Below are 13,749 nucleotides of genomic sequence, written 5' to 3' on the forward strand. Positions count from 1 at the left end.
GTCGGTCTCGTCGTGCGCCGGTTGTCCGGCAGCGGCACCGCTTCGCGCGGACGGGCAGACATAGGCCCTCGCCTGCACCGGCGCAAACGCTGCTTTCATGGGGTTAATGCCTTCTTAATGCCCTTCGGGTGAGCTTGAAGGTCTGTCCACGGTGATGGGACTGGAAGAACCATGGTGTTCTCGACGCAACGCGCAGCCCTGATGCTGGCCTTGAGCCTGGTTTCGGCCGGCGCCCTCGCAGCTCCCTCCGGCCTGGAGGGGGACGCACCGAGCCTGCGCCCGGCCAGCGATGCGGTCGCCCCCTCCGCAGCCCTGCCCGAAGCCAAGGTCGCCGATCCGATTGCGGCGGATGCCTTAAAGATCGAGGCGAAGACGCCGGAAGCCGCTCCGAGCCAGGGTCTGCCAGCCGCTGCCAAAGCCTACGCTTCCGCCGATCCCGAGGCGGGCATCGCCTTCCCGATGCCCGACGCGACCCTTTCCCCGGCGGCGCCCGTTCCGGAGGTACCCGACCTGAGCCGCGCGGCGCAGGTGGCCCCCGATGTCGACCTGCCGGCCCTGCGCCAGGCGATCGATGCCTATCGCAAGGGGCGCGTCACCGACGGCGACCGACTGCGGGACGGCTTCAAGGATCCGGCCGCCCGCGCTCTCCTCGAATGGGTCGCGATCCGGGCTGGCGCTGGCATCGGGTTCGAGCGCACCGTTTCCTTCACCCGCAGCAATCCCGACTGGCCGGCGGGCCCCCTCCTCCGGCGCCGGGCCGAGGAGGCCTTGCTTACCGAACGCCGCAACTCCGCGACGGTCCGGGCCTTCTTCGCCGCTTCGCGGCCGGCGAGCGCCCCGGGCAAGTTCGCCCTGGCGCTCGCCTTCAAGGCCGACGGCCTGGACGAGGACGCCGCCGCTCTGGTGCGCGACCTGTGGCGCTCCGAGACCTTCGGGCGGAACCTCGAGACGAAGGTTCTGGACGCCTTTCCGACGGTCCTGTCCCGCATCGACCACCGCTATCGGATGGAGCGCGCGCTGCTGAAGGAGGATTACGACACCGCCGGGCGGGCGGCGAGCCTGGCCGGCGGCAGTTACGCGACGCTGGTGCGTGCGCGGCGGGCGGTCGAGGATAAGAGCTCGTCCGCGCCTGCGGCCCTCAACGCCGTGCCGCCTTCCCTGCGCAGCGATTCCTCCTACATCCTGTCGCGGGCGCAGTACCTGCGCCGGAACGACAAGTTCGCGGAAGCCGCCGCGTTGCTCGCCACCGCGCCTTCGAACCCCGAAGTGCTGGTCGACGGCGACGAGTGGTGGGTCGAGCGCCGGATCGTCGCCCGTAAGCTGATCGATTCGAATGATCCGGGCGCGGCCTACGCGGTGGCGCGCGCACCCTGCGCCCGCACCGTCGAGAAGCGGATCGAGGCCGAATTCCACGCCGGCTGGATCGCGCTGCGCTTCCAGGACGATGCCGCCAAGGCCGCGCAGCACTTCGCGGAGGCCGCCCGGATCGCCGAGACACCGATTTCGCTCGCCCGTACCGCCTACTGGCAGGGCCGTGCCGCCGAAGCGCTGGGTCAGGCCGATGCCGCCAAGGGCTTCTATGAACGCGCCGCTCTCCAGCCCATCGCCTATTACGGCCAGCTGGCGCGAACGAAGCTCGGACGCTCGAGCCTGTCGCTGCGCAGCATCCCCGGCCTCGACACCGCCCAGCAGGCGGCCTTCGATCAGCGCCTCTACGTCCGGGCCCTGAAGATGCTGGAGGCCGCCGCAATCCGCGATCTGGCGCTACCGCTCTACATCGACACCGCGAACCGCCTCACCGACGCGGCGGAGCTCGAAGCACTCGGAAACGTCGCCTCCGAGGTGCGAAATTCGCGCGCCCTGGTGGCCATCGGCAAGATCGCCGTCCAGCGCGGTCTGCCCCTCGACGCCCATGCCTACCCGACCATCGGTATCCCGAACTACGAGGCCTCTTCAGCAGTGCCCCTGGTCGAGAAGGCCATGGTCTTCGCCATCGCCCGGCAGGAGAGTCAGTTCGACCCGCAGGCCCAATCCAGCGTCGGCGCCCGCGGATTGATGCAGATGATGCCGGCCACCGCCCAGCGCACGGCGCGGCGGGTGAGCGCGAGCTTCGACCAGGACCGCCTGACCAGCGACCCCGCCTACAATGCCCGGCTCGGACAGGCCCATCTCGGCGAACTCATGGAGGATTGGCGCGGCTCGTACATCCTCGCCTTCGCCTCCTATAATGCCGGTGGCGGCAACGTGAAGAAATGGATCGATGCCTACGGCGATCCGCGCAAGGTCGGGGTCGATCCGATCGATTGGGTCGAGCGCATCCCCTTCACCGAGACCCGCAACTACGTTCAGCGGGTGATGGAGAACCTGCAGGTCTACCGAAACCGCCTGGATGGCAAAAGCGCCCTCCTCATCGATGGCGACCTCCAGCGCGGCGCCCGCTGAGAGCGCGTGGTCAGGCGGTTCCGGCCGCGCTACTTGGCGGGGGCTATTCCCCCCCCTGCCCCGGATCCGCCGTGCCCGAAAATCCCGAAGCCGCCGCCATCACCGCCGCCGTCCTGGTCATCGGGGATGAAATCCTGTCCGGACGGACCAAGGACAAGAATATCGGCACGATCGCCGATTACTGCTCCGCCATCGGTATCGACCTGAAGGAGGTGCGCATCGTACCCGACGAGGCCGACCGCATCGTCGCCGCCGTCAACGCGCTGCGCGCCGCCTACACCTACCTCTTCACCACCGGCGGAATCGGCCCGACCCACGACGACATCACCGCCGACTGCATCGCCGCCGCCTTCGGCGTGTCGATCGACGTCGATCCGCGCGCGAAGGCGATGCTGCTGGAGCGCCACAAACCCGAGGACCTGAACGAGGCGCGGCTTCGCATGGCGCGCATCCCGGCGGGGGCCGACCTCATCGCGAACCCGATCTCCAAGGCGCCGGGCTTCCGCATCGGCAACGTCATCGTCATGGCTGGCGTGCCGGGGATCATGCAGGCCATGCTCGACAATGTCGGGCCGACCCTGGTGACGGGCGCCAAGGTCCTGTCGGAGACGATCGAGGCCGGCAACCTGCCCGAGGGCACCTATGCGGGCGGCCTCGCCACCATCGCAAAGGCTCACGCCACGGTATCGATCGGTTCCTATCCGTCGATGACTCCGAACGGTATTGCCAATCGCATCGTCGTGCGCGGCCGCGACGCAACGGCACTGGCCGCCGCCCGAGCGGATATCGATACGCTCCTCGACGGATTGCGCGGCGGCACGCCTGCGTGAACCACCCCGACGGGTCGTCCTTTCCGGCGGACGCTCGTCGGCAAGCCCTTCGGCAAGGCTGTTCCGGTGGGATGCCGATCTCCCGGCTGGTCGCGGCGGAGGTCGGGTTATGAGCCGACTTTAATCGTCTCGGTCCGGCCGACCCCGAACGTAGCCGTGCGAGATGAGGCGGTCCCGGCGCAGGGTCCGTCGTTCTGCCTCGCACAGGTCCGTCAGGGCATCGGCCACCGCGCGGTGCAGCGCCAGGATCGCATCACCGCCGGCCTCTTCCAGGTAGGCGGCAGCGATGGTCTCCGCCGGCGCGGTCCAGGCGGGCGCTGGGATGGGACGGGGCTGCATCGGCGATCCTGATCGAGAACATATCAGGAACATGTGGCCGACAGGCTGAAATGGTCAACCGGGTTACGGAGCTTTTCCCCGATCGCGTGACAGCGATGGTACCGGCACACGAAGATGTGCCGGAAACGATATCAGGCCCGAACGAGTCCCTTGCCCTTCACGGCCGCGGCGAGAGCTTTCAAGTTACGGTTGAGGTCTGCGATTTCGTTCAGGGCAATCGTCTTGTGCCCATCCTTGACCGCGCGCTCGATGTCGCTGACCTGATCGGTCGCGATGCGCTTCAGTTCGGCGGCGAGTTGGTCCCTTGTCATCGGCGCTCCCGTCACGGCTGGAGGTTTGCCCAGTCTCGATAGCGTGACGTGCTTAACCGGCCGTTGTCGATCTTCGCACCGCACTACCCGATAGGCGGCGGACCTGCGCTCCGACGAAATTCGGTACGCCGCGTGACGCTTCCGGGAGGGGTGTGTCTTGCGGGGCATAGTGTGGGCGGACAACGGCGGGTAGCTTGAGGGCAATTCTTTGACCCTGGGACACAACACCCCGATGATCACAAAATTCTTCCTGGCCGGCGTCGCTTCGCTTGTCGCCCTCGGCGCGGCCCACGCCGCCGACCTTCCGCGCCGTCAGGCGCCGCCGCCGGTCTTCGTGCCGGTGCCGGTCTTCACCTGGACCGGCTTCTACCTGGGCACGCACAGCTCCTACACCTTCAGCGACAACCAGACCATTCGCACGGTCGGCAACAACAACGGCGCCGGTGGCATCACCAACACGCAAGGCAACGTTGCGTTGGGCCGTCGCCCTGCCAGCTTCAAGGCTGAGCAGGACGGCATCGGCAACATCGGCGGCGGCATCGGCTACAACTATCAGTTCACGCCCGGCTCCGGATTCGTCGTCGGCGCCGAGGCTGATGTGACCTGGACGGATATCGGCAAGCGCCGCGATTACTTCGGTCCGGCCCTCGCCGCCAACAACTTCATTCCGGACCCGAGCAGCTTCCGGAACCGTCTGAACTACCTCGGCACCGTGCAGGGCCGCCTCGGCTACGCCTTCGACCGGTTCCTGGTCTATGGAACCGGCGGCTTCGCCTACGGTGAAGTCAAGTATCAGGCCGACTTCTTCAATGGCGCCAACCAGCTCGCTTATCTCGGCCGCTTCAAGGGCATGGAGACGGGCTACGTCTACGGCGGTGGCATTGAGTACGCGATCCCCACCGACAGCTTCTTGAACCGGTTCAACTTCATTGGCGGACTTCTCGGTGCCAGCGCCATCACGCTGAAGGCCGAGTACCTGCGCTACGACCTCGGCAGCCGCAACGTTCTCGTGAACACGACTGGCCTCACCCCTGCGACCGGCTCGTACACCTCGCGTTTCAACACCGAGGGCAACCTGATCAAGGCCGGCTTCAACTACAAGTTCGGCACCCTGTAAGGTTCGGTTCGGCGGCCTTTCAAGGTCGCCGCCCTCGGGCCTTCACGGAAAAAGCCCCGCTCGCGAGAGCGGGGCTTTCTTTCGTTCGGTACCGGGATGCGCGTGGCTCAGGTCCGCCAGGGATGCGCCGGCAACTCGGTCGCGCCGATGCAGCTGGCGCCGGCGAGCGCAACCGCGTGGTCGTTCTCCACCGTCGAGCCGCTGACGCCGATGGCGCCGGACATCTCGCCGTCCTTGTCCACAATCGGGATGCCGCCCGGGAAGGTGATGAGGCCGTCATTGGAATGCTCGATGCCGTAGAGCGGGCCGCCGGGCTGCGAGAGCTGGCCGATCTGCCCCGTCATCATGCCGAAGAACACCGAGGTCTTGGCCTTCTTGTGCGAGATGTCGATGGAGCCGACCCAGGCCCCGTCCATCCGGTAGAAAGCCTTCAGGTTACCGCCGGAATCCACGACGGCGATGCACATCTGCGTGCCGAGCTCCACGGCCTTGGCACGGGCGGCCTCGATGGCCTTGTGCGCGTCTTCGATGGTCACATGCATGATGGGATCTCCCTGAATACCGTGTGAGGGCTTTGTATACGGCGAAAGCCAGCCAGCTTGATCTGATGGTTTTCCGACACTGGAGCCCACCGGGCGCCATCCTCAAACGGATGACCGCCGTCTTTGGTGCCGCGTGATCGGAACGACGGCCCCCAAACAAAAGGGCCGCCCCGAAGGGGCGGCCGAGTTGCGGGTTCTGGTCTCTCGGTGCGTCCGCCCTTCAGCGGCCGGACATGGCGTTGGCCTTCTCGATCAGCGCCTCGGCCATGCGGATCGAGGCGATATCGATGAGGCGGCCGTCGAGAGAGACGGCACCGCGACCGGCCTTCGCGGCTTCTTCCATGGCCTCGAGGATGCGGCGGGCCTTGGTGACCTCGGCCTCGGAGGGGGTGAACACCTCGTTGGCGAGGTCGATCTGCGAGGGGTGGATCGCCCACTTGCCCTCGAAGCCGAGGGCGGCGCAGCGGCGGGCGGCGGAGGTGTAGCCGTCCGGATCGGAGAAGTCGCCGAAGGGGCCGTCGATCGGGCGCAGGCCATAGGCGCGGCAGGCGATCAGCATGCGGTTCTGCGCGAACAGCCACGGGTCCTGCCAATGCGTCTCGCGGTTGCCGGCCTCGTCCTTGTCGGTCAGCACCGAGAAGTCCTTGTTCACGCCGCCGATCACGGTCGAGCGGGCGCGGGTCGAGGCGGCGTAGTCGGCGACGCCGAACGACATGGCTTCCAAGCGCTTCGAGGAGGTCGCGATGGCCTCGACGTTGGCCATGCCGAGCGCCGTCTCGATCAGCACCTCGAAGCCGATCTTCTTCTCGCGCTTCTTGGCCTGCTCGATCTGGGTCGTCAGCACGTCGATGGCGTAGACGTCCGCCGGCACGCCGACCTTGGGGATGAGGATCATGTCGAGACGCGGACAGGCTTCAACGATGTCGACCACGTCGCGGTACATGTAGTGGGTGTCGAGACCGTTGATGCGGATCATCATGGTCTTGTTGCCCCAATCCAGGTCGTTGAGCGCCTGAATGATGTTCTTGCGGGCCTGTTCCTTGTCGTCGGGGGCCACCGCATCCTCGAGGTCGAGGAAGATGACGTCGGCGTTGGAGGACGCCGACTTCTCCATGAAGGTCGGGTTGGAGCCCGGGACGGCGAGTTCCGAGCGGTGGAGGCGCGGCGTCGCCTGCTGGATCAGGGTGAAGCTCATTGGTTATCCTTCCTGTTCGACGTGTTCTGGACGTTCATGAGACCCGAAAGTCGGGCCAGCATACCGGGCGAGACGCGTTCGCGCGCTAGGCCGAAGGCCATGGCGCGCCCGCGGGATCCTGACAAAATCGTTAACCCGTCGCGCCGAAGCCGACGGCGATGCAGTTGATCGATAGCAGAAGGGCAGATTTCACCGCCTCGCGCTGATCCTCGTCCTCCTCCGAGCGGAAGCGGCGCAGCAACTCGACCTGCTCACGACTGACCTGATTGATGGTCGGCAGCCGGCCGTTCAGGCGGTCGCGGAAGAGAGGAAAGCGTTCGGCGAGTTCGCTGCCGCCGCTGACCCGCAGGGCCATCTCGCGGGTGAGCGCATACTCGGCCTCGATCAGCGGAAAGATGCTGTTGCGGGCGCCCTCGTCGGGGACGAGGCTCGCATAGTCGCGGGCGATCTCGAGATCGACCATCAGCAGCGTCTTCTCGACCTCGTCGAGGATGAGGCGGAACGGCTTCGATTCCGCGAAGAGCCGCTGCAGCTGCGCCTCGCCCTGCTGGCCCCGCACATCGAGGAAGCTCTTCAACCCCGATCCCACGCCATACCAGCCGGTGATGACGTGGCGATTCTGCGACCAGGCGAAGACCCAGGGGATCGCGCGCAGGTCGGAAAGAGAACGCGCACCGAAGCGACGGGCGGGCCGCGATCCGATATTGAGGAGCGCGATCTCGTCCAGGGGACTCGCCGCCCCGAAATAGGTGACGAGGTCCGGGTGCTGGATCAAGTTGACGTAGGCCGCCCGCGAGGCGCCCGACAGGGCCTCCAGGCAATCGTCGAACTCGCTGCGCGGCGTCCGGGACGCTTCGCGCTCCGATTTCAGGGCGTGCTGGAAGACCGAGGAGGCGAGAAGCTCCATCTGATAGGCGGCCGTCCCCCGGTTGGCGTACTTGAACGAGACGACCTCGCCCTGCTCCGTGGTGCGGAAACGACCGTTGATCGACCCGGGGGGCTGGGCCGCGATGGCGCGTGCCGTCGGAGCGCCGCCCCGGCTCACCGAGCCGCCCCGGCCGTGGAAGAACGCGATCGGCACGCCGGATTCTTTGCCGAGCCGGGTCAGCTTGTCCTGCGCCTTGTAGAGTTCCCAGTTCGACGCGACGAAGCCGCCGTCCTTGTTGGAATCCGAGTAGCCGATCATGACCTCCTGCACGCCGCCCTGCCAGCGCGTGGAGCGGCGGACGAGAGGGATCGAGAACAGCTCCTTCATGATCGCCGGCGCGGCGCGCAGGTCGTCGATGGTCTCGAACAGCGGCACGATCGGCAGGCAGCAGATCTCGGTGCCGGCGGCATCGAGGAAGTTGCCCGCTTCCTTGGCGAGCAGGTAGGCCCCGAGGATGTCCTGCACCGAACGGGTCATCGACAGGATGAACGAGCCGAACGCCTCCCGGTCGAGCTGCTCGCGCATCTCGCCGACCAGGGCGAAGGTCTCCAGGGTCTCCCGGGCGTCGTCCGGCAAATCCTCGAAGCTGCGTTCGCCGCTGCGCGGCCGGGCCAGCTCGTCGACGAGCCACTTCTTCCAATCGAGCGAGTCGACGTCCGGCGGGGTGCGGTTCTGCCCGTTGGTCTGGGTCCAGAGGGCCTGCAGGGTCTTCGTGGTACGGGTGGTGTTCTCGCGCAGGTCGAGGCGCACGGTCGAGAAGCGGAAGATCTCGACCATGCGGCGGACCGGGCGCACGAGGTCGATAGCCAAGGACGGGCATTTCGCGTCGGCGAGCCCCTGCTCCAGGGTGCGCAGGTCGCTGATCAGGCCGTCCGCGCTCGGATAGTCCGGCCCGGTCGAGCGCTGGCCCTTGTTGCGCAGGATGGTCGCCTCGAGCTTGCGCAGCACGCAGGTGAGGAACTGCCGGTAGGCCTCACCCGGATTGCGGTTGGCGATGGCGCGGCCGTCGCCGCTCTCCGTCAGCATCTGCGCCAGAGCGGCCTTGAACGTCTCCGGCACCGGCAGCGAGCGCTCGGTCAGGGAGAGCGTCCGGCCAAGGGCGGTGACGCCGTCGCGGTAGCGTCGCAGTGAGGCCAGCGCGTTGCGCTGCAGGGTCGCGCGGGTCACGGACGAGGTGACGTAGGGGTTTCCGTCGCGGTCGCCGCCGATCCAGGAACCAAACTGGAAGAATGGCGGCACCTCGAACTTCTCGTCCGGATAATACTGCGCCAGGCTTTCTTCCAGCGAGTAGAGCACCTCGGGCAGCATCTCGAACAGCGTCTCGTCGAAGAAATGCAGGCCCCAGGCGACCTCACGCTCGACGGTGGCCTTCTCCAGGTGCAACTCGCCCGTCATCCAGACGAGCTCGATCTGGTCGCGCAGCTCGTTCATCAGGCCGTTGCGCTCGCGCTCAGTCCAGCGCGGCAGTTCCAGCTCGCGCAGCACCAGATAGATGCGACGGAACTTCTCCAGCACGGTCACGCGCTTGCCCTCGGTGGGGTGAGCCGTGATCGTCGGACGAATCCGCAGGTCCTTGAGCAGGGCGTGGATCTCTGGGGCCTTGATGCCGCTCGCCGCCGCATCCGCCAGGACGGCGCTGAAGCTGCCGCTCAGTGCCTCGCGGCCCTTGGTACGCTCGACCTGCCGGCGCCGACGCATGGCTGCGTTCTGCTCGGCGATGGAAAGCAGCTGAAACCAGATCCCCTGGACCTGGAGGGCGCGCGCCAGGAGCTCGGGCGAGAATTCAGAGATGTTGGCCCGCCCGTGCAGCACGTCTTCGAGCTCGGGCTCGTGACGGCGCGCCACGGCGAGCAGGGCGTGGAACAGGATGTCGAGGGCTTCCTTCGAGGAGGTCCCCGTGATGACGGGGGGCGCGAAGGTGTGGTCGACGGCTCCGACCGGGGCGTGAAGAGTATCCGTCATCGAAGGCCACCTTGAAAAAGTTCTTCGCCGATGGACCGCGACGGAAGCGGTCTACGGATGGGTCCCGTGTGATGCGTCTTCCCACCGTGGAAGAGGCTGGCCCGTAAAGCGGGGCGGGCCGAAACAGCGTCCTTGCGGCGACGAGCACCGGCTCCGGAGCGTTCGCTCCCTCTCGGTCGCCCCGCGAGCCGCCCTCCCCCGCCGCCGGGGGAGGGTTTCGATGGTCAGGCCGCGAGCTTGCGCATCACCTGCGCCACGGTCGAGCCGAACTCACCGGGGCTCGGCGCCACGGTCAGGCCGTAAGAGCGCATGATCTCGGCCTTCTCGGCGGCCGAGTCGCCGGTGGCCGAGATGATCGCGCCGGCATGGCCCATCCGCCGCCCCTTCGGAGCGGTGAGGCCGGCGACGAAGCCGACCACGGGCTTCGACATGTTCTCCTTGATCCAGGCCGAGGCCTCGGCCTCCTGAGGACCGCCGATCTCGCCGATCATCAGCACGGCCCGGGTCTCCGGGTCCTGCTCGAAGAGTGCGAGGTGATCCAGGAAGGAAGAGCCGTTGATCGGATCGCCGCCGATGCCGACCGACGTCGAGATCCCGATGCCCTCGGCCTTCATCTGCGCGGCGGCCTCGTAGCCGAGGGTGCCCGAGCGCGAGATCACGCCGACATTGCCCTGAAGGTAGATGTGGCCGGGCATGATCCCGAGCATCGACTTGCCGGGCGAGATGATGCCGGCGCAGTTGGGGCCGACCACCATGGTCCGGCGCTCCTTGGGGTAGCGGCGCAGGTAGCGCTTCACCCGCATCATGTCCTGGGCCGGGATACCGTCCGTGATCGAACAGATCAGGCTCAATCCGGCGTCGGCCCCCTCCATGATGGCGTCGGCCGCGAAGGGGGGCGCCACGAAGGTGATCGAGGTGGTGGCGCCGGTGGCCTCGACGGCCTCCTTGACGGTGTTGAAGACCGGCACGCCGAGATGGGTCTTGCCGCCCTTCCCGGGCGTGACGCCGCCGACGACGTTGGAGCCGTACTCCATCATCTCCTTAGCGTGGAAGGTACCTTTGTCGCCCGTGATGCCCTGGACCAGGATCGGGGTCTTCTCGTCGATCAGAATGCTCATGACGTATCCTCCCCCGCGGCTCAGTGGCTTTTCTTGGCGGCTTCGCAGGCCTGGACCGCCTTGGCGGCCGCGTCCGACAGGCTGTCGGCGGTGATGAGGTCGAGACCGCTCTCGGCCAGGATCTTCTGACCCTCCTCCACATTCGTGCCGGCGAGCCGGACGACGAGCGGCACGTCGATCTTCACCTCGCGCGCGGCCTGGACGACGCCCTGAGCGACCCAGTCGCAGCGGTTGATGCCGGCGAAGATGTTGACGAGGATCGCCTTCACGTTGCGGTCGGAGAGGACGAGCCGGAAGGCCGTCGCGACCCGGTCCGGCGAGGCTCCGCCGCCGACGTCGAGGAAGTTCGCGGGCTCGCCGCCGGCATGCTTGATCATGTCCATGGTGGCCATGGCCAGGCCGGCGCCGTTGACGATGCAGCCGATCTCGCCCTCGAGACCGATATAGGAGAGGTTGTGCTCGGCGGCCTGGGCCTCGCGCGGATCGCCCTGCGAGGGATCATGCATGTCGGCGATGTTGCGCCGGCGGAACATGGCGTTGTCGTCGAAGGACATCTTGGCGTCCAGCGCCAGCACCCGGTCGTCCTTCGTCACGACGAGGGGGTTGATCTCCAGCATGGTGCCGTCGCAGTCGCGGAACGCCCGGTAGGCGTTCATGATCGTCTTCACGGCGGCCGCGACCTGCTTGATGTTCAGGCCGAGTTGGAAGGCGATCTCGCGGGCCTGGAACTGCTGAAGGCCCACCGCCGGCTCGACGACCACCTGAATGAGGGCGTCCGGCTCGTTGGCGGCGATCTCCTCGATGTCCATGCCGCCGCGCTGGGAGGCGATGACCCGAACCCGCTCGGCCTTCCGGTCGAGGACGTAGCCCAGGTAGAGTTCACGCTCGAAGGGGTCCGCGGTCTCAATATAGACGCGCTGGACGGGCTTGCCCTCGGGTCCGGTCTGGAGGGTCACCAATCGCTTGCCGAGAAGGTCCTTCGCGGCGTCGCGGACTTCGTTGTAGGTCCGGCACAGCTTGATGCCACCGGCCTTGCCGCGGGCGCCCGCATGGATCTGAGCCTTCACTGCCCAGAAGGAGCCGCCGAGCTCGGTCGCCGCATAGACCGCTTGATCGGCGCTGAAGGCGACGGCTCCCTTCGGAACGGCGACGCCGAAACCGGCAAGCAGTTCCTTGGCCTGGTACTCGTGCACGTCCATGGGCGTTCTCCTCGGCGTTTCTTCCTTGCCGCGACTGTCTCGTAAATTTCACTTCACGGAAAGTGCTTTGCGACTTATATTTTTTTACAGCCTCTTTCACTCTGCCTTGAAGGCAGCTCGACTGTATTCACTTTGCACAAGAGCTGCCCCGATGGCGTCGGGAGCAGCTCTTGGTATATCAGATCACGCGATTTGACTTCGCGTGAGGTGCCGGTGCCCGAGGCGGATGCTCAGTTCACCTTCGCCTTGACGATCTCGTAGATCGACTCGTTGAGGGGACCAGCCGATCCCATGAGGGTTTCGAGTTCGCGCAGGCGCTCCTCCGCGAACGCGCGGTCTTCCAGGCCCTTCGCGTTCACGTAGACGTTGAGAGCGGCACTGCGCAGGCCTGCATGGGCCGAGAGCACCGCGACGCCAGCATCAGAAATCACGTTGAGGTTGCCCTTGTCGGCGACGGTCTGGGCGAGGTCGATGACCTTGCGGCAGGCGCGGCAACAGGCGAGCGGTACGTCGGTGGCGACCTTGAGGGCGGCCTGGATCTTGTCCTGACGCGCCGCCTTCTCCTCGTCCGTCACCTTGGGAAGGCCGTATGCGCCCATCACCGCGTCGAACGCCTCGACGTCGTCGGCGATCATGCCGGTGAGTTCGGTGCGCAGGGCCTCGGACCGGCCGAGGATCTGCTTCAGCTCCTCCTCCACCTCGACGTACTTCTTCTTCCCGATGGTGAGATTGCACACCATGCTCAGGAGCGCGGCGCCCATGGCACCGGAGATGGCGGCGGCGCCGCCGCCGCCGGGCGTCGGGGCCGAGCTCGCCAGACCGTCGAGGAAGGTCTGGATGGTCTCGTTCGCGGCGTTCTCTTTCTCGGCCATGGCGGTCAGGCCATCTTCTTGGCGAGCGCGTAGATCGCTTCGGCGTCGAGAACCTGCTCGGTGTTGTCGAAGAGCTGGCCGACGCAGGCGCGATGCAGCTTGAGCTTGAGCCCGCCGATGCCGAGCGCACCGAAGACCTTCTTGCCGTGGCGGTCCTTGCCCTTGTCCATGGCCTCGATGCCGCCGAAACCGAGGGGCGGTTGAGCGTTGTAGTCGGCCACGAACTCGATGCTCGCCTCGTCCTTCCAGGCATCCTCGGGCAGCAGCTCGAGGCCGATCGCGCCGGCCGAGAACACCAGGTTCTGGCCCTTGACGATCTTGGCGCGCGAGGCGGCATCGGGCGTCTCGGCGGCCTTGATGTTGACCTTGAAGCGCGTGTTGATCTGGTTCGCGGCGGCCTGAGCCTTGTCGAGGGAGCGTCCGCAGAGGATCACCTCAGCGCCTTCCTGGGCGAGCAGGGCGGCCGAGCGCATGCCGACCGGACCGGTGCCGGCGAGGACGACGGCCTTCTTGCCCTCGAGCGACCCGGCGGCCTTCTGAACCAGGGCTACGCCGGCAGCGGCGGTGGTATTCGAGCCGTTGGAATCCAGCATGATCGAGACGCGGAACGGACCGAAGAAGCGCTTCTTGACCGCCTCGAACACCGCCTCGCCGGCCGCCATGCTGCCGCCGCCGACGAAGATCGCGGTCGACTTCTTCTCCGAGCCGCCGCGGGTGTAGATCGTGCCGTCGACCAGTGCGCCGACGTTGTCCGGGGTGACGTTGCCGTAGCCGGTGATGTGATCCGCGCCGCCATCGTAACCGACGACCACGTCGAACACGCTCGGGACGGCGTCGGTGTCGAATTGGAACAGCAGCTTCTTCATTTTCTTATGATCCCTGTGGGTCCCGCGC

General features: G+C 66.8%; 12 protein-coding genes. 3 read left to right on the plus strand and 9 right to left on the minus strand.

Annotation, left to right across the window (positions count from 1 at the left end; genetic code table 11):
* Positions 1-171 precede the first annotated feature (171 nt).
* Positions 172-2,442, plus strand: coding sequence for a lytic transglycosylase domain-containing protein (locus AC3WLN_RS01200; RefSeq protein WP_492479042.1), 2,271 nt, complete (start codon positions 172-174; stop codon positions 2,440-2,442).
* A 71-nt stretch (positions 2,443-2,513) separates the two neighbouring features.
* Positions 2,514-3,272, plus strand: a complete 759-nt coding sequence (locus AC3WLN_RS01205) for a competence/damage-inducible protein A (protein ID WP_492479043.1) — start codon at positions 2,514-2,516, stop codon at positions 3,270-3,272.
* A gap of 120 nt (positions 3,273-3,392) precedes the next feature.
* On the opposite strand, the gene AC3WLN_RS01210 is transcribed toward AC3WLN_RS01205, so the two are convergent.
* Both AC3WLN_RS01210 and AC3WLN_RS01215 read right to left on the minus strand, forming a co-directional pair.
* Positions 3,393-3,611: a hypothetical protein gene (locus AC3WLN_RS01210; RefSeq protein WP_492479044.1), complete on the minus strand. Its 219-nt coding sequence runs from the start codon at positions 3,609-3,611 to the stop codon at positions 3,393-3,395.
* 131 nt (positions 3,612-3,742) lie between these two features.
* Entirely contained in the window at positions 3,743-3,922 is a 180-nt protein-coding gene (locus AC3WLN_RS01215) for a hypothetical protein (RefSeq protein WP_056189372.1), read from the minus strand.
* Between the two features lie 232 nt (positions 3,923-4,154).
* Here AC3WLN_RS01215 and AC3WLN_RS01220 point away from each other — a divergent pair, with 232 nt between their 5' ends.
* Complete coding sequence (locus AC3WLN_RS01220; protein WP_492479045.1) at positions 4,155-5,039, plus strand: outer membrane protein; 885 nt, start codon at positions 4,155-4,157, stop codon at positions 5,037-5,039.
* A 107-nt stretch (positions 5,040-5,146) separates the two neighbouring features.
* Here AC3WLN_RS01220 and AC3WLN_RS01225 read toward each other — a convergent pair whose 3' ends face one another.
* The 7 genes from AC3WLN_RS01225 to AC3WLN_RS01255 form a co-directional block, all read right to left on the minus strand.
* The gene (locus AC3WLN_RS01225; RefSeq protein WP_492479046.1) at positions 5,147-5,581 is read right to left on the minus strand and encodes a GlcG/HbpS family heme-binding protein; all 435 of its coding nucleotides are present in this window, start codon (positions 5,579-5,581) and stop codon (positions 5,147-5,149) included.
* Positions 5,582-5,801: 220 nt separating this feature from the next.
* Positions 5,802-6,776, minus strand: a complete 975-nt coding sequence (locus AC3WLN_RS01230; RefSeq protein WP_492479047.1) for an HpcH/HpaI aldolase/citrate lyase family protein — start codon at positions 6,774-6,776, stop codon at positions 5,802-5,804.
* A 130-nt stretch (positions 6,777-6,906) separates the two neighbouring features.
* Positions 6,907-9,666: a phosphoenolpyruvate carboxylase gene (locus AC3WLN_RS01235; protein WP_492479048.1), complete on the minus strand. Its 2,760-nt coding sequence runs from the start codon at positions 9,664-9,666 to the stop codon at positions 6,907-6,909.
* Between the two features lie 224 nt (positions 9,667-9,890).
* Entirely contained in the window at positions 9,891-10,784 is an 894-nt protein-coding gene (sucD, locus tag AC3WLN_RS01240) for a succinate--CoA ligase subunit alpha (RefSeq protein WP_463769553.1), read from the minus strand.
* Between the two features lie 20 nt (positions 10,785-10,804).
* Entirely contained in the window at positions 10,805-11,983 is a 1,179-nt protein-coding gene (locus tag AC3WLN_RS01245) for a malate--CoA ligase subunit beta (RefSeq protein WP_492479049.1), read from the minus strand.
* Between the two features lie 230 nt (positions 11,984-12,213).
* Positions 12,214-12,855: a methenyltetrahydrofolate cyclohydrolase gene (fchA, locus tag AC3WLN_RS01250; RefSeq protein WP_492479050.1), complete on the minus strand. Its 642-nt coding sequence runs from the start codon at positions 12,853-12,855 to the stop codon at positions 12,214-12,216.
* A 5-nt stretch (positions 12,856-12,860) separates the two neighbouring features.
* Entirely contained in the window at positions 12,861-13,721 is an 861-nt protein-coding gene (locus AC3WLN_RS01255; RefSeq protein WP_492479051.1) for an NADP-dependent methylenetetrahydromethanopterin/methylenetetrahydrofolate dehydrogenase, read from the minus strand.
* Between the last annotated feature and the right edge of the window lie 28 nt (positions 13,722-13,749).

The sequence above is a fragment of the Methylobacterium sp. FW306-05-D genome, assembly GCF_058782155.1.

Coding starts and splice junctions, on each gene's coding strand:
- AC3WLN_RS01230 (WP_492479047.1), bottom strand. CDS start 6,776: ATGAGCTTCACCCTGATCCAGCAGGCGACGCCGCGCCTCCACCGCTCG.
- AC3WLN_RS01215 (WP_056189372.1), bottom strand. CDS start 3,922: ATGACAAGGGACCAACTCGCCGCCGAACTGAAGCGCATCGCGACCGAT.
- AC3WLN_RS01220 (WP_492479045.1), top strand. CDS start 4,155: ATGATCACAAAATTCTTCCTGGCCGGCGTCGCTTCGCTTGTCGCCCTC.
- AC3WLN_RS01255 (WP_492479051.1), bottom strand. CDS start 13,721: ATGAAGAAGCTGCTGTTCCAATTCGACACCGACGCCGTCCCGAGCGTG.
- sucD (WP_463769553.1), bottom strand. CDS start 10,784: ATGAGCATTCTGATCGACGAGAAGACCCCGATCCTGGTCCAGGGCATC.
- AC3WLN_RS01225 (WP_492479046.1), bottom strand. CDS start 5,581: ATGCATGTGACCATCGAAGACGCGCACAAGGCCATCGAGGCCGCCCGT.
- AC3WLN_RS01245 (WP_492479049.1), bottom strand. CDS start 11,983: ATGGACGTGCACGAGTACCAGGCCAAGGAACTGCTTGCCGGTTTCGGC.
- AC3WLN_RS01200 (WP_492479042.1), top strand. CDS start 172: ATGGTGTTCTCGACGCAACGCGCAGCCCTGATGCTGGCCTTGAGCCTG.
- AC3WLN_RS01210 (WP_492479044.1), bottom strand. CDS start 3,611: ATGCAGCCCCGTCCCATCCCAGCGCCCGCCTGGACCGCGCCGGCGGAG.
- fchA (WP_492479050.1), bottom strand. CDS start 12,855: ATGGCCGAGAAAGAGAACGCCGCGAACGAGACCATCCAGACCTTCCTC.
- AC3WLN_RS01235 (WP_492479048.1), bottom strand. CDS start 9,666: ATGACGGATACTCTTCACGCCCCGGTCGGAGCCGTCGACCACACCTTC.